Annotated in this window: 16 protein-coding genes; 7 read left to right on the top strand and 9 right to left on the bottom strand. The window is 40.1% G+C overall.

Going from position 1 to position 17,930, the window contains the following annotated elements; genetic code table 11:
• Positions 1-42 precede the first annotated feature (42 nt).
• The 5 genes from dhaL to ACE198_RS00275 form a co-directional block, all read right to left on the bottom strand.
• Entirely contained in the window at positions 43-711 is a 669-nt protein-coding gene (gene dhaL, locus ACE198_RS00295) for a dihydroxyacetone kinase subunit DhaL (protein WP_375374275.1), read from the bottom strand.
• Positions 701-1,732, bottom strand: coding sequence for a dihydroxyacetone kinase subunit DhaK (locus ACE198_RS00290; protein WP_098576095.1), 1,032 nt, complete (start codon positions 1,730-1,732; stop codon positions 701-703). Before ACE198_RS00290 ends, dhaL begins: the two co-directional genes overlap by 11 nt.
• A 214-nt stretch (positions 1,733-1,946) precedes the next feature.
• Complete coding sequence (locus ACE198_RS00285) at positions 1,947-3,266, bottom strand: MFS transporter (protein WP_375374274.1); 1,320 nt, start codon at positions 3,264-3,266, stop codon at positions 1,947-1,949.
• 143 nt (positions 3,267-3,409) lie between these two features.
• Positions 3,410-4,309 carry a sugar phosphate isomerase/epimerase family protein gene (locus ACE198_RS00280; RefSeq protein ID WP_098576097.1) on the bottom strand — a complete coding sequence of 300 codons (900 nt, stop codon included), beginning with the start codon at positions 4,307-4,309 and terminating at the stop codon, positions 3,410-3,412.
• Positions 4,309-5,136 (bottom strand): sugar phosphate isomerase/epimerase family protein, encoded by an 828-nt coding sequence (locus ACE198_RS00275; RefSeq protein ID WP_375374273.1) that lies wholly within the window; start codon positions 5,134-5,136, stop codon positions 4,309-4,311. Before ACE198_RS00275 ends, ACE198_RS00280 begins: the two co-directional genes overlap by 1 nt.
• 385 nt (positions 5,137-5,521) lie before the next feature.
• Between ACE198_RS00275 and rpiB the strand changes: the two genes are divergently transcribed.
• The 3 genes from rpiB to ACE198_RS00260 all read left to right on the top strand — a co-directional run bounded on the left by rpiB (position 5,522) and on the right by ACE198_RS00260 (position 8,002).
• Complete coding sequence (gene rpiB, locus ACE198_RS00270) at positions 5,522-5,986, top strand: ribose 5-phosphate isomerase B (protein WP_375374272.1); 465 nt, start codon at positions 5,522-5,524, stop codon at positions 5,984-5,986.
• 57 nt (positions 5,987-6,043) lie between these two features.
• Positions 6,044-7,006, top strand: a complete 963-nt coding sequence (gene glpX / locus ACE198_RS00265) for a class II fructose-bisphosphatase (RefSeq protein WP_375374271.1) — start codon at positions 6,044-6,046, stop codon at positions 7,004-7,006.
• A 150-nt stretch (positions 7,007-7,156) separates the two neighbouring features.
• Positions 7,157-8,002 carry a DUF2935 domain-containing protein gene (locus tag ACE198_RS00260; protein ID WP_098576100.1) on the top strand — a complete coding sequence of 282 codons (846 nt, stop codon included), beginning with the start codon at positions 7,157-7,159 and terminating at the stop codon, positions 8,000-8,002.
• A 62-nt stretch (positions 8,003-8,064) separates the two neighbouring features.
• Here ACE198_RS00260 and ACE198_RS00255 read toward each other — a convergent pair whose 3' ends face one another.
• Positions 8,065-9,027, bottom strand: coding sequence for an alpha/beta hydrolase (locus tag ACE198_RS00255; protein ID WP_375374270.1), 963 nt, complete (start codon positions 9,025-9,027; stop codon positions 8,065-8,067).
• Positions 9,028-9,267: 240 nt separating this feature from the next.
• Here ACE198_RS00255 and ACE198_RS00250 point away from each other — a divergent pair, with 240 nt between their 5' ends.
• Positions 9,268-10,050, top strand: coding sequence for a GNAT family N-acetyltransferase (locus tag ACE198_RS00250; RefSeq protein WP_375374269.1), 783 nt, complete (start codon positions 9,268-9,270; stop codon positions 10,048-10,050).
• Positions 10,051-10,228: 178 nt separating this feature from the next.
• Here the strand turns inward: ACE198_RS00250 and ACE198_RS00245 are convergent, their stop codons facing one another.
• The 3 genes from ACE198_RS00245 to ACE198_RS00235 all read right to left on the bottom strand — a co-directional run bounded on the left by ACE198_RS00245 (position 10,229) and on the right by ACE198_RS00235 (position 13,932).
• A complete protein-coding gene (locus ACE198_RS00245) occupies positions 10,229-11,014 on the bottom strand; it encodes an SDR family oxidoreductase (protein WP_375374268.1) in 786 nt (261 codons plus the stop codon).
• A gap of 148 nt (positions 11,015-11,162) precedes the next feature.
• Positions 11,163-12,635 carry an alpha-ketoglutaric semialdehyde dehydrogenase GucD gene (gene gucD / locus ACE198_RS00240; protein WP_375374267.1) on the bottom strand — a complete coding sequence of 491 codons (1,473 nt, stop codon included), beginning with the start codon at positions 12,633-12,635 and terminating at the stop codon, positions 11,163-11,165.
• Positions 12,636-12,714: 79 nt separating this feature from the next.
• Positions 12,715-13,932 carry an iron-containing alcohol dehydrogenase gene (locus tag ACE198_RS00235; protein ID WP_251463320.1) on the bottom strand — a complete coding sequence of 406 codons (1,218 nt, stop codon included), beginning with the start codon at positions 13,930-13,932 and terminating at the stop codon, positions 12,715-12,717.
• A 281-nt stretch (positions 13,933-14,213) separates the two neighbouring features.
• Between ACE198_RS00235 and ACE198_RS00230 the strand changes: the two genes are divergently transcribed.
• The 3 genes from ACE198_RS00230 (at position 14,214) to ACE198_RS00220 (ending at position 17,807) form a co-directional block, all read left to right on the top strand.
• On the top strand, positions 14,214-15,119 hold the full coding sequence (locus ACE198_RS00230; protein ID WP_251463321.1) for a LysR family transcriptional regulator: 906 nt from the start codon (positions 14,214-14,216) through the stop codon (positions 15,117-15,119).
• 268 nt (positions 15,120-15,387) lie between these two features.
• On the top strand, positions 15,388-16,170 hold the full coding sequence (locus ACE198_RS00225) for an IclR family transcriptional regulator (protein WP_375374266.1): 783 nt from the start codon (positions 15,388-15,390) through the stop codon (positions 16,168-16,170).
• Between the two features lie 404 nt (positions 16,171-16,574).
• The gene (locus ACE198_RS00220) at positions 16,575-17,807 is read left to right on the top strand and encodes an MFS transporter (protein WP_251463339.1); all 1,233 of its coding nucleotides are present in this window, start codon (positions 16,575-16,577) and stop codon (positions 17,805-17,807) included.
• Positions 17,808-17,930: the final 123 nt, after the last annotated feature.

Below are 17,930 nucleotides of genomic sequence, written 5' to 3'. Positions count from 1 at the left end.
AATTTCTCCTGCCTGTTTAATAGTTTTATCACAATACCAACTTTATTGTTGAACGGCGGCTTTCTCGACCCATTCTCTCATTGATTTGAACATGATCCAGACGGTTGTTGCTCCGGCATCTTGGTGACCGATTGCTCGTTCTCCAAGTGATTTTGCCCTGCCAAACTTCGCGACATATTGCTTCGACTTTTCTACACCGCCTGCTGCATGTTTTTCAGCAAGGGCAAGTCCTTCTAGTAAACTATGATTTGCTTCCACACTTAGTTTTAGTCCGTCCACGGCAGGCTCTAGTGCGTCAATCATCGTTTTATCTCCTAATTCAGCCTTCCCGCGTTCTTTAATAGATTTCACGGATCCTTCAAGAATTTGGGCTAATAGCGGCAGGGTCAGTTCCTCTTGTGGTTCAAGACCTTTCACACCGCCAGTAAACAATGTTCCAAAAATAACACCAGAAGCCCCGCCCATATTCGCAATCATCGACATACCTATTGTTTTAAAGACGTCATTGATGGTTGTAAACTCTTTTTTGGTCAAATTTTCTTCTGCCTTTGTAAATCCAACTGCCATGCCAATTCCATGATCTCCATCACCAATAGCGCTATCAATTTTGGTTAAAAACGGTTTGTTCTCAATGACTTGTTCACCAACATACAAGAACATATTCTTTACTTGTTCAGCATTCAACTTAACCTCTTGGACACTATTTGGCATAAACGTTCCCTCCGATTTTTGCAGGTATTAATCCTTTTTTGTAATACGGTGAATCTGCAGGTGCATTATATAAATCTTTTAATTCATCATCCAACTTCAGTAATGTGATTGAGAATCCAGCCATTTCTTGTGTTGTACAATAGCTATTTACATCCATGTCATACGCTTTAATCTCTTTTTCTTCTAAAATTTGTGCCACTCTGCGGTTTATGATTAATAGTTCCATTAGTGTTGTGGACCCGAGGCCATTCACTAATACAGCCACTTCATCGCCAGCCTCAATATTGCTTTCCTCAAGAAGCTTTGCCAATAACTTATCTGTTAACTCATCAGCAGGCATCATTTTCGTGCGTTCCATTCCCGGCTCCCCGTGGATGCCCATGCCAATCTCAATTTCATCGTCACCTAGTGTGTATGGCAGCTCTACCGCACCGGGAATCGATCCTGGAGCTAAGGCAACACCAATGGAGAACGTATGGTCATTCGCTTTCTGGGTTACTTGTGTAACTTCTTCTAATGACAATCCTTTTTCTGCCGCAGCCCCAGCAATCTTAACGACGAAAATATCTCCGGCAATCCCCCGGCGATCTCCTTTTCGTTCAACAGGAGCGGATGCTACGTCATCGGTTACGAGGACTGTCTTTGTCTGAATATCTTCCATTTCTAGTAATTCTTCTGCCATGCCGAAGTTTAATACATCGCCAGAATAGTTTCCGTAGATAAATAGAACTCCCTTGCCAGAATCCACTGCCTTCGCTACTTCAAATACATTCGTTGGCGGCGGAGCTGCAAAAACATTCCCCAATGTGACCCCATCAGCTAGTCCTTCCCCCATCAGCCCCAAAAACAATGGTTCGTGGCCGCTGCCGCCACCAGTAACGATCGCCACTTTATCCTTGAGATTCCGGCGAATGATTCCGTTTACATTTTCAACTTTTTGATAAGTACTTTTATAAGCTGCTAGAAAGCCCTCAATTGTTTCTTCAACTACGCGTTCGGGTTGGTTAATAATCTTCTTCAAACTAAACTCCCCTTTCTATTAAAACAAAACTCTTTGTATTTTCATTTGTTTTTATTTGTTTTCATTTATAATCATAACCTTCATGTTTTATTGTGTCAATTTTCATTTTATTGAAAATCGATTAAATTTTCTCTCTTTCTTCGACAAATATCAACATTTCTTATTAAAAGAATAAGAGGGCTACAATTAGCAGCCCTCTTATTCTTCTTCATCATTATGCTGCTTTAGTTGGTTTAATTGGCTCTTTTACAACAAACCAATAGAAGAAGGCTGCAAATCCAGCTATAACCCCACCGGAAATAAAGGCTATGGAATAAGAACCTGTTGCATCTAAAATGATACCTGTTACTAATGGCGCAAATGCTCCACCGAAGTATCCACCGAAGTTCTGGATCGCACCGACAGATCCAACCATGGCAGGAGGTGCTACGTCACCAGACAATGCCCATGCACTGCCAGTAATCGCTGAAACCACACAAAGTGCTAAAGTCATCAAAGTAATCGTGATCCCTAACCCATGTACAAATGGAAGTGCAATAACAAACGCAGCAGCTAAAAGTGCACTGATCGCAATCAGACCACGTTTCGCGTTAATTGGAGAACAAATTCCTTTATCCGCTAACACCTTTGTGATGTAACCGCCGCCTAAGTTTCCGACAATCCCTCCGAAATATGGAATAGCCGCATAAATACCGAGTTCTTTAAAGGTAATATCTTGTGTTTTTAATAGATATAAAGGTAAGAACGTAAGGAAAATATTCCAAATCCAAATCGTACAGAAGAAGCCGCCGATCATTCCCCAGACACTTCTATACTTAAATAACTCTCTCCATTTGATATTGGTTGATTCAACAGTATCATTGCTTGCGCCGCCTTCAGCCTTAATATAATCATATTCCTCTTTAGAAAGCAGCTTACTCTTATCAGGTGTTTTGTAGAATTTCATAAATAAAAGGACAAAGACAATACCAACTGCACCAGTAATGAAGAATAATGCACGCCAGCCAAATGCAACCTGAATAGCCACTAAAATAGGTGGTGCAATAGCAGGACCAACCTTTGATGAGGCATCCCAAAACCCAGTTGCTAATCCCCGTTCACTCTTAGGGAACCATTGGGCAGTAATCTTAGCATTAGAAGGCATACATGGCGCTTCCCCGACTCCAAGTAAGAACCTTGCTCCAACTAAGGTAAGCAGCTTGTTACATGCTCCTGTTAAAGCAGTTGCAATACTCCACCATAGAACAGCAATCGAGTAAATTCGCTTTGCTCCGAATTTATCAATTAACCAGCCAGAAGGAAGCTGCATACAAGCATATGTCCAAGAAAAGATCGTTCCTAATAGACCGATATGCGTCATATTTAGGTTTAAATCTTCAACCATCGCCGGTGCTGCAATGGAAAGATTGGTTCGGTCTAAATAGTTAATAATTCCACCGATTAATAGCCAAATAACAACGGTCCAACGGAAATTCTTTTTTGGTTTCGCTGCCTTGACCGGGAAATCCGTCTGAAGCGCTTGTTCTGTTTTCATGTTATTCCTCCTACATCTATTTTTATTGGTGTTTATTAATGTCTTTAGATAGCGCCTACATATGTGGTAAAAAAAGCTACCCCGATCTTATGTAAAAAGAAAAGGATAGTGCTGCTAAAAAAGCTCTAAAGGCAGCAATCGAATTATTTACTTCCGACTAAGTTCATCGCACTCTCCAATGCAGCCCGGATCGTTCTCTCATTCGCAAAATAATCAATCTTATCTCTGCCTTGCACCTCTATTGCTACAGGTAAACCTTTTTCTGCCTGGATACCTAGTTCATCGGCTTTTTGCAAAATACGAGACATCTTTTCAATCGTTAGAAAGCCTGGTTCACCAATTGGCATATGGTTATCTCCATATAAAGGGCTTTCGGGGTCTAGGACGACATTTGCAAAATGCAGACGGTCCATGGTTGTTTTTGCCAATTCTAATGAGGTAAAAATATCTTCACGATTAAGCGCCACATGGGCTGTATCAAACACGAGACCAACATTCGAGTATTTTTCCCTCACCTTTGAAATGATAGGAACAGCTTCACTCGTAAGACCTAAAACTCGCTTTTTATGCACTTCGCGATCCATTGCTTCTATGGATACATGCATATTAAACGTGGATGCCTCCTCGCAGATTTCACATAGACTTTCATAAAAAGCCTCTAGTCCCTGCTTGCGGAACTGAACACCTGGATCTGGACCAGGGACAAATGCAACCGTAGAAACGCCGCACTCCGCTGCCAAATATAGGCTTTCTTTTATCTTTTTAACGGTTTTTTCTCTTAAACTAGTATCTAGGGCGGACACATTGAGGTCCGTCTGATATGTCAAGAACGTTAACCACTGCAAGATTGATAAGTTATTTTGTTCCTTAGCCCGCAAAATTCTTTTTCGATCCTCTTGGTCATAGCCATAACCAATTTCAAACGAACGATAGAAGCCTTGAGAACCTAGGTTTTCAACTACACTTGCAGCGAAACCTTTTTCATCTTTTACCGGGAAAAACACTTCCGTGACGAGCAGCGATGGGATAATTCGGTTACTCATTAAATTCTTACTCCGTTAACAATAGGCTTTAATTTTTCATCTACATATTTACTAATATCATAGATGCATTGATCAGCATTTGTTTTCGTTTCTTCTGTTTCTTCCTCAACCATAATCCAGCCGTCATATCCATAATCAACTAATGATTGAACAATGGCAGGAAAATCGATATCACCGGTGCCCATCTTTTTCCACTCAAAGCTTTTTGAACAATCTTTAAAATGAACATGTTTGATAATTGGTAAATACTTTTTAACCACTTCGACTGGGTCCATTCCTCCAGCTGCAATGTGGCCAACATCTGGTGTGTACGCAACATATCTTGTATCTAATTCCTCAAAAAGAAGGTTGTAATCGCTTTCTGTTCTGAAATAAGAAGTTGCCGGAGAATGTGGATGAAACACCGCAACGATGCCATTTTCTATCGCACGTTTACTTACTGCATTCACACAGCTTATAATATCTCGTTGACGTTTTAATAGATTGTCGCGATTTGGCCCCACTCGTGGAGGTAAGTTTAATTTTGCATTCGGGAAGTGTTTTAGATAGTTAATATAATAATCGGCCCGCTGCTTTTCTTCTTCCGATTCTGTGTCACTTTCCCAGCTGAACGGCAAGGTAATTGCTGCTAATTCAAGATCCAAGCTATCTAGTTTTTCTTTTAGTTTTTCAGGTGCTTCATTATATTTCCCCAATAAAGCATATTGAACGTCAATCCCCTTGAATCCAGCTTTCTTCACTGTATCAATCATATGATCCAAGCAATCTACTTTTTCATCATAATCTAGTACCCATGTTGATCCGTGACATCCAAACTTAATCGTCATTTTCGATTTCCCCCTTAATTAAAATTAAACTACTTCATACTGCGAAATTTTTCATAACTCAGCAAATGTTTGCAAAAAGGTAATAAGCAAACAAGTTGTTTGTCTATTTAGAATATTATCATTTGTTTTTGTTTTGTCAATTGTTTTTAGAAAAATATTTTTTATCTGAAAACAAACGAAAGAAAAAATCTAAAAAAGTAGTGAAAATCCAACAAACTCCTGTTTATTTCATTTCTTTCATATAATACACCGATTTAGTAATCTGTCATGAAAGTAATTATCACAATCGTTTGTTTTCATTATTTTTCGATTACCAAGAAAAACATTGACATAAACGAAAATAAATGAAAAAATATGACTAATAAATTAAATTGGAGTGATAATTATGAAAATTGGAATTGGTTCAGATCACAATGCTTTTCAAATGAAAGAAGAAATAAAGTCATATATTAGTAGTTTAGGGCATGAGGTTGTCGATTATGGATGTTATTCAGAAGATGAAGTCGATTATCCTGGCTTGGCCTTTAAGGTAGCAACTGATATCACAGCCAACCAACTAGAACGAGGCATTCTCTTCTGTGGAACCGGGATTGGAATGTCAATTGCTGCTAATAAAGTTCCGGGAATTCGCTCTGCCCAATGCCATGATGTTTACTCAGCAGAACGCGCACAGCTTAGCAACAACGCACAAATCATGACCATCGGAGCTAAGGTTATCGGTGTAGAACTTGCTAAAAAAGTGGTCTCAGCTTACCTAAGTGTTTCCTTTCAAGGTGGTAATTCCGCAAGAAAAATTGATCAAATCATGGACCAAGAAAAAGAATACCTGCTTAACGGTTCATGCAGCTAAGCTAGCTTCTCTTAGACTTGGGGACTCACAGCTTATTACTAAGAGGAGGAAAACACGATGCAGACAAAAAGTCAGCCCTGTACGATTGGGCTAGTGATGGATTTCCTTGCAGTCTCACAACAAGCAGCGATTGCTGCATACCCTTGGATCGGTAAAAGGAATAAAATCATTGCGGATGGTGCTGGGACAACTGCAATGCGAGACCGCATGAACCTAATTGATATGCAAGGAACCATTGTTATCGGTGAAGGTGAAATGGATGAAGCCCCTATGTTATACATTGATGAAAAACTCGGAACTGGAACGGGGCCATTTGTTGATATCGCTGTCGATCCTATCGAGGGAACAACATTCCTGGCAAAGGGGCAAGAAAATTCACTTGCAGTCATTGCTGTGGCTAAGCGAGGAAGTCTGCTGCATGCCCCGGATATGTACATGAAAAAGATCGCTGTTGGTCCGAAAGCAAAAGGCTGCATTGATATCGAGTTACCGCTAACAGAAAATATCAAAGCTGTGGCGAACGCACTTGGAAAGGATGTAAAGGAATTAACTGTCATGATTCAGGACCGGCCGCGGCATGAAGAACTAATGAATGAAGTCATATCAGCTGGTGCCCGATTGAAGTTATTTTCAGATGTGGATATTACAGGAGCCATTGGAACCGCTTTAGATGAAGTTGATGTTGACCTATTAGTAGGAACTGGCGGTGCGCCAGAGGGAGTCATTGCTGCCACTGCCTTAAAATGCCTTGGAGGTGACTTCCAAGCGAAACTTCTTCCCCAAGATGAGGCTGAATGGAATCGATGTATGAATATGGGAATTTTACATCCCGAAAAACCCTTAACCATAGATGATATTGTCAAAACGGATGACTGTTTCTTCGTCGCCACAGGAATCACCAATGGGGTTCTGCTGAACGGGGTAAAGAAAAAGGATAACGGGACAATGCTCACCCACTCACTAGTTACCATTGGCGGTGAAACGAGAAACTCCCAATATATCAAGTCGGCTTTTTATTAATGTGCACTAATTATCTTAAATAGAATTATGTAGATACATTCTCCAGCAGCTTATACATGAAAAATTATAGCTTTATTTTTTGATGGAATTTTTTAATGGATAAGTTAATAAGTATATTACGACAGTAGTATATTTATTAGGAGGGTCGTAATGCATAGTGGTGAAGGCTTACATCCTGATACAGGTGTTACATCCAGATTATTTGTTGAGCGATCATTAAATGAAATACGTTTTTGGGCCAGGATTATGAAAGAGCACTCTTTATTTCTTCGATTAGGTTTTAGAGCAGACGACACACAACTAATCCAGGAGGCCAATCAATTCTACCGAATATTTGAAAACATCGAACAAAGAGCACATTCCTTTAACAATCAAACCGATCCTGAACAAATAAGACGATTTAATACAGAAGTCCAGCAAGCGGCAGGTAATATTTTTGTATTTAAACGAAAGATCCTAGGATTAATTCTCACATGTAAAATGCCAGGAGCAAATAATTTCCCTCTATTAGTTGATCATACCAGTCGGGAAGCAAATTATTTTAGAAAGCGCTTAATTGAATTAAATGAAGGGAAATTACAATCGCTTCCAGATGCAATTATTAAAGAAAATGTCTTCTTCTTAAGGATTATGGCAGACCATGCCAAATTTATTGGTCATCTCCTTGATCCGTCAGAAAGGAAACTAGTTGATGTAGCGCGTGATTTCAGTAATGATTTTGATCAATTGCTGTATCAAGCAAGAGACTTAGATTCTATGAAGCCACAATCTCAAACCGTTCCTATGTTAGATCAATTCCTTGATCAAAATCGTGTGTCGGTTTCCTCTCTAAGGGACTTCAAGAAAACCGCTCGTGATTTAATTGAACAATGTAAAATAAAGAGTATCATTCATCCGCTATTAGCAGATCATGTTTACCGTGAAGCTGATAGATTCTTAGAAATAATTGATATGTTTGATGCTCATCTAACAAGCGGCAACCCGCCATCTAGATAGTAGAAGAACCTCTACTTAATGTTAAAAAGAGGCGAACAGCTAATGCTCGCCTTTTTTTACGTTTATTTATTTTTCACTGTTATCTTCCGGTGCAGTACATGTTTTACGGCACCCACATACTCAGCAACGGCACGCTGACTAATAGAAGCGTTCGGATTTAGTCCTTCAAATCCATGATAACATCCAGGATAAAGGTGGAATTCCACATCAACGCCAGCCTGGCTGAGCTTTGTTACATAAGTAAGTGTCTCGTCACGGAATGGATCTAATTGCCCTACGCACGTATAGGTATATGGGAGCCCCGTCAGGTCGGTTGCTCGCGCCGGCGCCGCATATTCCGAAACATTTTCTGTACGATTTTCCCCATTGAGGTACATGGACCAGCCTTTTTCATTCAGGTCATGGTTCCAAATCATATTTCCAGTTATCTCCAAACTAGATGGAGAATTATTGTGATCATCAATCATCGGATATAGCGGCATTTGGAAACATAATTTAGGACCTTTTCGATCGCGGGCCAATAGGGCTAGTGCTGCCGTTAAGCCTCCGCCTGCACTAGCCCCCGCTGCTCCAATGCGGGACGAATCAATACTTAAGTCATCAGCATTTTCAGAAACCCATTTTAGGGCAGCATAGCAATCTTCCAAGCCTGCTGGAAATGGATCCTCTGGAGCTAATCGATAATCGACAGAAATGACCACACAATTCGCATCAATGACAAATTGTTGGCATAAAGCATCATTATCCTCAGGTGTTCCAAGGACATATCCGCCGCCGTGAATCCACAAAAGAGCAGGCAATCTCTCATCTTTTTCTTTTGGTTCATAAATTCGTACCCTAACTTCAAGGTTAGCCTCTGGACCAGGAATCATCCGGTCATAAATAGCAACATGCTCGTCTATTGGTATTTCGATAGAATCTGCCGCCTCCGCCATAAATTGTCTAAATTCTTTTAGGTTGTCCAAATCAAGCGGTGGAAATAATTCGAGCGTCTCTCTCAATTCAGGGTCAATTCTATTCTTCATCGATAATCCCCTTTACTAGCAATCTATTTTAGAAACTTCAACAATAATTTATACGCTTACAAGATAGTGGGTATGACTTTTTTTGGACAACTTTCAGTTATTCAGATATTAAAACTTATGGATACTCCCCCTTGTTTCACAACAATATGGGAAAATTCAGGGTTTAGGTTCTAGAATTCTATAAAACACTTGAAATTTTCCAATTATTTCGTTACCTTTTGAAAATAAGGGGGAGTTGCCATGATTAGAAAACTTACAGACCAAGACCATCAACGGGTTCTTGCTTTTTTAAGTGAGGAACCATCTATAAATCTATTTATCATCGGGGATATTGAGGCATTCGGTTATTCTTCGGAGTCCCAAGAACTCTGGGCCGAATTTAATGAAGAGAATATAATAATAGCCGTACTTCTAAGGTTCCATCAATCTTTTATAGCTTATGCAAAAGAAGATTTCGATACAAGCGGCTTTGTATCGATTATGAAAAACTACAGCCAGCCCATTCTCTTATCTGGAAAATCGGATATTGTAGCAAAATTTGAAGCATATGATGAGCTTCAACTTGGTAAAAAACAAGTGACTTATTTTGCCGAGTGTCGTACCAATAAATTCCTGTCTCCTGACGAAGTCGTATATAAAAAGGCTAGCATCGAAGACGTTGATCAAATTTTAGAACTCCGCAAATCTATTGAAGAATTTTATGTTAGAGATGATGCCCGGGATGTTTTGGTACAATCCATTGAGGCGAATACATCAAGAACCTATTTTACAGAGGAAAATGGGGTTATGACCGCTTGTGTTTCAACCGCAGCGGAAAATTCAATGTCGGCAATGATTGTAGGTGTCTGCACCAGAAAAGAGTATCGCCGAAAAGGCTTAGCCACTTCTATTATGAAAAAAGTGGTTCAGGATGTCCTAAATGAAGGCAAAACCCTTTGCCTATTTTATGATAATCCTGAAGCAGGCCGGATTTATAAGCGGCTGGGCTTTAAGGATATTGGAATGTGGACCATGCACCGCTGATCGTTCTGTTCAATGGCTCGAACACCAAAAGAGACTGATCATCGCTCATTGGGAAATTACTTCGAAGAGAGATTGGTTTCATTTATCACCTTAACTACTAACTGTTTAACATTTTCAATTTACCAATGAATTTAAACAAGACAGAGAGCATTTTGCCCACTGTCCTCTTTTCTGCTAACTATATGGACGTAACCATCCCGCCATCTACAAGTACAGAACTACCGGTTATATATGTACTTGCATCTGATACAAGAAAGGTTACAACTCTGGCGAACTCTTCGGGTGTGCCATACCTTCCTAAAGGTATGGCTCTTTTAGACTGAATCTCTGCTTCTTCTAAGGAAATCCCCTGCTTTTCAGCATTCAGTTGATCAAGATGAGTAGTCCTGTCTGTTTGGATTCTGCCTGGAGCAACTGTATTAACTAAAATATTATAAGGTGCAAGTTCTTCAGCAAGTGTTTTAGTCAGCCCTACAATTCCTAGACGGAATGTATTAGAAAGAATGAGGCCTGGAATTGGCTGTTTAATTGATGTGGAAGCAATATTAATAATTCTTCCTCCACCCTGCTTCATGTCAGGCAGCACTTCACGGATAATTCTAATGTAGCTAAAGAGATTCAATTCGAATGCTTTTTGCCAATCTTCATTAGAAATCTGTTCAAACGTCCCTCCAGGAGGACCCCCCGCATTGTTAATCAAAATATCGATTTTTCCAAACGTTTCGCGGGTGAACTGTACCAATGAATGGATATCATCTAGATTCGTAATATCTGCACGATGATAGGCGACCCTGCCTTTCCCGAGCTGATGTAATTCCTCCTGTACTTTTTGCAGCTTTCTCTCATCACGACTCGAAATCACCACGTTTACTCCTTCTTCTACTAATTGTGCGGCGATGGCTTTTCCAAGGCCCTGACTCGAGGCGATTACAATAGCGTTTTTCCCTTGTAAATTTAAATTCATATGTAAGCTCTCCTTATTTTTCATTTTTCAATTATCATTTTCAGCCCAGACTTTATGCAACGATTTATGGCGTCACCAAAGCTCATCCGGATACTTGATAAATAGAAGTCCCTCGTAAAAAAACGAGGGACTTCCTATTAACTTATGATTATGCTTTTACAAACACCGTTTTAATAGAAGTAAAGAACTCGATCGCAGCCTGCCCTTGTTCCCGCGAATGAGAACTAGACTGCTTCATTCCGCCAAATGGAGCTTGGAGTTCAACACCTGCTGTTTCCGCATTTACTCTTACAAGTCCCGCTTCCATTTCGTTAATGAAAGAGAACATGTTACTGATGTTTTTCGTGTAAATAGATGCGCTCAAGCCAAACTCTGTATCATTTGATTGTTCTAATGCTTCCTCTAGGGTATCGACTTTAATTAATGCAAGAACCGGACCAAAAATCTCTTCACGTGCGATAATCATGTCATTTGTGACATTTTCGAACACCGTAGGCTGTACGAAGAAACCGTTTTCCGTTCCGTTTTCTGCTGGTCTTTCGCCGCCATATAGGAGGGTCGCTCCTTCTTCCTTCCCTTTTTGAATGTATGATAGGACCGTATTTAATTGATTCTCACTAGCGCACGGTCCCATCCACGTTTCCCCTTGCATTCCGCATCCAACTTTTAGTGCACTAACCTTTTCCAAGAGCTTTTCCTTAAACTCATCATACACGTCAGTCTGTACGAAAACGCGGCTTGTTGCCGTACATTTCTGTCCGGTCGACCTTAGGCCCCCGCTAATCGTGCCTTCCACAGCAAGATCAAGATCCGCATCATTTGCAATAATAACAGGATTCTTACCACCCATTTCAAGCTGGTATTTTGCTCCACGCGCAAGAGCTCCTTGTCCCACCATTTTACCTACAGTGTTGGAGCCTGTAAAAGTGATGCCATTTATATCAGGATGTTCAATGATCCTCTGACCAATAACACTTCCCTGACCTGTGACCAAATTTACAACCCCTGCTGGGATACCTGCTTCGGCAAAACACTCGATTACTTTAGCAGCGGTAACAGCAGTCTCCTGAGCTGGTTTCAGCACAACCGTGTTTCCATAGATTAGAGCCGGGGCCATCTTCCAAATCGGAATAGCTACAGGAAAGTTCCAAGGTGAAATAACACCGACCACACCGAGAGGTACACGTGTGGTAAACATGAGCGCTTCACTATCCGTAGATGGAATAACGTCACCGATTTTTCTCATCCCCTCGCCAGCATAATAGCGAAGAATAGCTATCCCGCGTGCCGTTTCCCCTTTTGCCTCTGCGAATGTTTTTCCCATTTCTTTTGTCATTGTTTCTGCAATATCACTAAGACGTTCTTCCATTATATTGGCTGCTTTATATAAATAATCGGCTCTTGCAGCTCCAGAAAGTTTTCGCCATGCTTTTTTCGCCTGCTTAGCCGCTGCTACGGCTGCATCCACATCCTCTTGAGAGGAAGACTGCACGTAGCCAACGATTTCATTTTTGTTTGCCGGGTTGATGCTGCCAGTCACTTTGTTTGCTGATGACTCAGTCCACTCTCCATTAATAAAGTTTTTATAGGTTAATACACTGTTTTCAACAATACTCACCATAATTAATCTCCTTCTCCTCGTTAATCGATTTGTACATCAGTTTGCCAAAAGTTAAATGTATCGACGGAATTTATAATCCTTATGCCAAAATTAATGTTTCTTCCTTATTATATATATCTTTTTGAAACTCTTCTAAATTACCATAGTAAGCATTTTCAATGATCTGTTTAATATCAGCAGGCCTTGTCAGTCTAGGGTTAATAAGAACGTTTCCGCTCCTCATTGAATCTTCTACTAATTTAGACAAATATTCTAATGAGACGCCCAACTCCTTAATATTTAAGGGAATTTTCATGGCTTGATTCATTTCAATAACAGATTCTATTGCTTTTCCAGCAGCCTCCTGTATGGATAATCCGCGAACATCCTTTCCTAAAGCGATCGCGATATCTTTATATTTATCGGCACATGCTGGTAAGTTAAATTTCATAACAAAAGGCAATAGCGCTGCATTTGCGATACCGTGCGGAATGTTAAAGACTCCGCCAAACGTATGAGAGATAGCGTGAACATTCCCTAAGCGTGATTGGGAAAACGCAACGCCAGCCATCATAGAGGCTACCAGCATTTTTTCCCTGCTTTCGATATCCGTTCCTACGAAGTAAGATTTGGTTAAATTTTCGCCAATCATTTTAATCGCCTGCATCGCGAATCCCTGGCTCACTGGGCTCGCTGCTTTGGATGTATAGGATTCTATTGCATGGGTTAAAGCATCCATACCCGTCGCGGCTGTGATTTCTTGTGGAAGATTCAAAGTAAGAGTCGGATCCAGTATGGCCAGAGTTGGAAACAACATCGGGCTAAGGACTGCTAATTTAAAGTGAGTTTCTCTGTTGGTTACAATAGTGGAATTCGTAGTTTCGCTCCCTGTTCCTGCCGTAGTCGGTATTGCGATAATTGGAAGTGGCGGCCTTTTAATTTTGCCCACCCCTTCATACTCCAAGATATGGCCGGGGTTGGTAGCCATCGCGGCTATTCCCTTTGCAGTGTCTATGCTGCTTCCACCACCTATAGCTAACACAGCACCATGATTAAGTTGCTTGAGATAATCAGTTCCTCTATGTATTGTTTCAGCTGATGGGTTTGGTTCTACTTCATCGTAAATGTCATAGCGCAAGTTCGCAGCCAGGAGCGATTTCTCAATTCCTTCTAAAAGATTCGCTGCCCTAACCCCTTTATCTGTAACGATTAGAACGCTAGTAACACCTAATTCCTTTACCATTTCTCCTGTTTTTTCTGATATCCCTTTTCCGCACTCCACTCGGGTTGGCATAAAATACTTATAACTCATTGACATGTCTAGTTAACTTCCTCTCTACTTTTAGATTCAAGCCCATTTTGACAGTAATCAAGTGAATCATCCCATTTGGGAATAGAACTAACTTTGTACGAGCTTACTCATTGTTCGACGTGATTCAGCAAGGAAAAGACCTCACAAAAGTAAAAATGTTAAAAAATATTAATAATTTTCTTGCAATTTAGTGTTTACGCTTACAAATAGCATACAAGAAATGTTATAATCGGTCTACACGAATATTCTGATTATTATCATCATTAAAACCGATTTAGGAGGTAGCCATGGAACTAAAACAGTTGATGATTTTTCAAACTGCAGCCCAAGAACTGAATTTTACACGTACCGCGGAAATTCTTTGTTTTGCCCAATCAAGCATCACTGCACAAATTAAGTCACTGGAAGACGAGCTTGGTGTTCCACTGTTCGAACGATTAGGAAAAAGGGTAATCTTAAGTCAAGCAGGCCACCGTTTTAAGTTATATGCGGATAAGATTCTTGGGGTTGCTGAAGAGGCAAAGATGATTATCGGGGAAAATGTTGAGCCAAGCGGGACACTGACTATATGTGCTTCGGAAACACAGTGCACATATCGTTTGCCCTCATTGTTGAGACAATTTCAAAATAGTTTCCCTAAAGTACAACTTGTTTTTCGTCCTGGAATATCTGAAGCGGACTTCGGTGGCCTTCTTGCTAAAGGTGCTTTAGATGCAGTGTTAATATCTATGACTCCTATTGTTGCGGATAACCTAATTGTTGAACCGCTAGTTGCAGAGCCTATTGTGATTGTAAGTCATCCAGATCACTTTTTAGCCCAGAAGCAGAAAGTAACTGCTTTAGACTTAAATGGTCAGCCACTACTTGTGACAGAGGAATGCGATTACCGTCGTTTATTTGAAGATTCACTGACGGAGGCTGGTGTACAACCATTAAGCAAACTTGAACTTGGTGATGTAGAAGCCATAAAAAAATGTGTTATGGCAGGTATCGGAATAGCAGCTCTGCCGAAGATTGCAGTGGAGACAGAAGTGGCTCAGGGGCGACTTGCGGAACTCAAATGGGTTGGATCTGACTTTCCGATCGTCACTCAATTAGTTTGGCACAAAGACAAATGGATGTCACCCGCTTTAAGCGCATTTTTGGAAGTGACTCGGGAGAACATACGAAAAGAGAATATCACCTTCCAATAAAAAAATTAAATATTGACTGAAAACGACCATGTTGTAGGACAATTTCCCTTTTGGAAGTTGTCCTTTTTTCATAATTTGTTTAGGTCATAACCCCTGCTACAATCGCATTTGTACAGTCTTTACTTTGAAAACTCCCATCGGGTATTTATGCAAATAATCACAAATCTCAGAAAATACACTTGATTTTTTATTTTTTTTAATTTACGATTTACCCAGTGGAAAATGGGTAACGCCATTCACTAAAATAATTGTCGAGGAGGTGATATATGTGACGGAAAACAAGCGTGCATCCTATGGAAATGTTTCCCACGCATTAGATATCTTAATGTTTTTTATAAAACACGAGGATTGTAGTTTGGGAGAAATGGCTGAGAGACTTGACCTCAAAAAAAGTTATTTATCCAAATTGTTAGATGCTTTAAAAGACAAAGGGTTTATTGCTCAGGATAGCGATACAGGAAAGTATAAGCTGGGGTTATCCTGTTTAGAGTTGGCCACTGCATTTGAAAACAGACTGGATATTCGGAAAATAGCCCATCCACATCTTGTTGAATTATCATCTACCACTAAAGAACTGGTTCACTTAGGGGTAATGGATTCAAATGTTGTTGTTCTATTGGAACGAATCATGAATCAAGAGTCTGGCTTGAGATTGCAATTCCATTTATCTTTAACCTCACCTCCTCATTCGACAGGATTAGGTAAAGTGTTATTAGCTTACAGTGACCAAACAATGGTTGAAAACTATCTATCAACCGCAAAATTGGAACCTTCTTCTCCTCATACAACGGTTGATCCAAACAAAATTCGTGAGGAATTGGAACAGGTAAGGCTTAAAGGTTATTATTTGTCGTATGAAACATTTGAAAGTGGTGTATCGTGTGTAGCTGCTCCTGTTTTTTCGCGTCAGGGCAAAATTATTGCTGCCATTAGTATATGTGGACCAACAGTTAGGATTTTGTCTAAACAGAAAGAGTTGGTAAAACATCTACTTGCCACTACCTCTAGAGTAAACAGTGCATTAGGATACGACCTTCAACTTTCCCAATAGGCTATACATAATAGAATGTTGCTGGGTCAAAAAAGGCAGGAATGCCTTTAATCAGAATGTGAACGCTTACTTTTGTCTGATAAAACCTTTTAATCATGCGATTCTATTAAATTATTATTTAATAATAGGGAACACGACCATCATGACATTCCTCCAAGAGATTATTAATTACTACTTTTTTCAGAGGGGAAGTTCTTTTCCTTTCAACACGAAAAAAATATACGAAATATTTGTAGCTATCATGTCTTTTAACTATTTAACACTATTTTCATTGTAAAAATGTTAACAACATTTATAGAGGAGGAATGTACATGTCACAAGCTCGTGCGACCGAGGTTGTTCAGAGAGAAATTTCTAAAAAAGAAGTTTCTAAAAAGGGAACAAACAGAGCTTTATTAGCCAGTATGGTTGGAAGTTCAATTGAGTGGTTTGACTTTTTTCTTTATGGTTCAATGGCTTCTCTGGTATTTAATAAACTATTTTTTCCGAGTCACGATCCGGTAGTTGGGTTAATGCTTTCCTATCTATCGTTTGGCCTTTCATTTTTCATTCGCCCATTAGGTGGAGTTATTTTCAGCCATATTGGCGATAAAATTGGGAGAAAGAAAACACTGATACTAACTTTATCCTTGATGGGTGGAGCTACCTTTTTGATTGGTTTATTACCAAATTACAATACTATTGGGATTTGGGCCCCAATTTTACTTATTACTCTGCGCTTGTGCCAAGGGCTTGGAATTGGCGGGGAGTGGGGCGGTTCTGTACTATTAGCGGTTGAATATTCAAAAAAGGGAAACCGCGGGTTTTATGGCAGTATCCCACAACTCGGAGTACCAGTCGGAATGCTGCTTGGAGTAATGTCTATCTCATTGCTAAATAAGCTGCCAGAAGAACAATTTCTATCATGGGGATGGCGCCTGCCGTTTCTCCTAAGTACTATATTGATTTTCATTGGCCTTTGGATTCGTAACGGTATAGATGAAACGCCGAGTTTTAAAAAGGCAAAAGAAAGCGGTAACATTGCTAAACTCCCAATCGTGGATACTTTCCGTTATCATTGGAAGGCTGTGTTAATTACTGTAGGGGCTAAATTTGTAGAAACAGGACCATATTACATCTTCGCAACATTTATTATCGCTTACGCAACTGGATATCTTGGTTATGAAACGTCGACAGTGCTGAATGCAGTTGCAATTGCTAATTTAGTAACGATTTTCATGGTCCCTTTGATGGGGAAATTGTCAGACAAAGTGGGAAGAAAAGCTGTATATATGGGTGGAACAATTGGGTTGATTGTATTTGCCTTCCCGTACTATTATCTGTTAACTCTTAAGTCTGCCCTATGGTTAACGGTTGCCACCGTTATTGCGATCGGAATTATATGGGCTCCGATTGAGGCCGTAATGGGAACAATGTTCTCGGAAGTCTTTAGTACAAATGTACGTATGACTGGTATTTCTGTCGGAAATCAGATTGGTGCAGCTGTGTTTGGAGGTACCGCTCCTATGGTTGCACTTGCATTGTTAAATGTTTTTAACGATTCTTGGGTTCCTATAGCGTTTTATCTAGTGATTGCGGGTGTTATTTCTCTCATTTCTCTTTTCGCAATGCGCGATGGCAGAAATATAGAGTTGTAACAAGGATTATCGATAACCAATGAACGTTTTGGTAACAACTATCCTTCGTTAAATCTCTTATAATTATTGGTACAGGATTAGTCATTTTTGATTTGCACCGAATGCACGGGGGCATATCAGGTC

Origin of the sequence: Neobacillus sp. KR4-4, assembly GCF_042136325.1 — a bacterium.
Classification (GTDB): Bacteria; Bacillota; Bacilli; order Bacillales; family Cytobacillaceae; genus Neobacillus.
The sequence above is the reverse complement of the archived record's forward strand: the minus strand, read 5'-3'. Positions and strand labels throughout refer to the sequence as shown.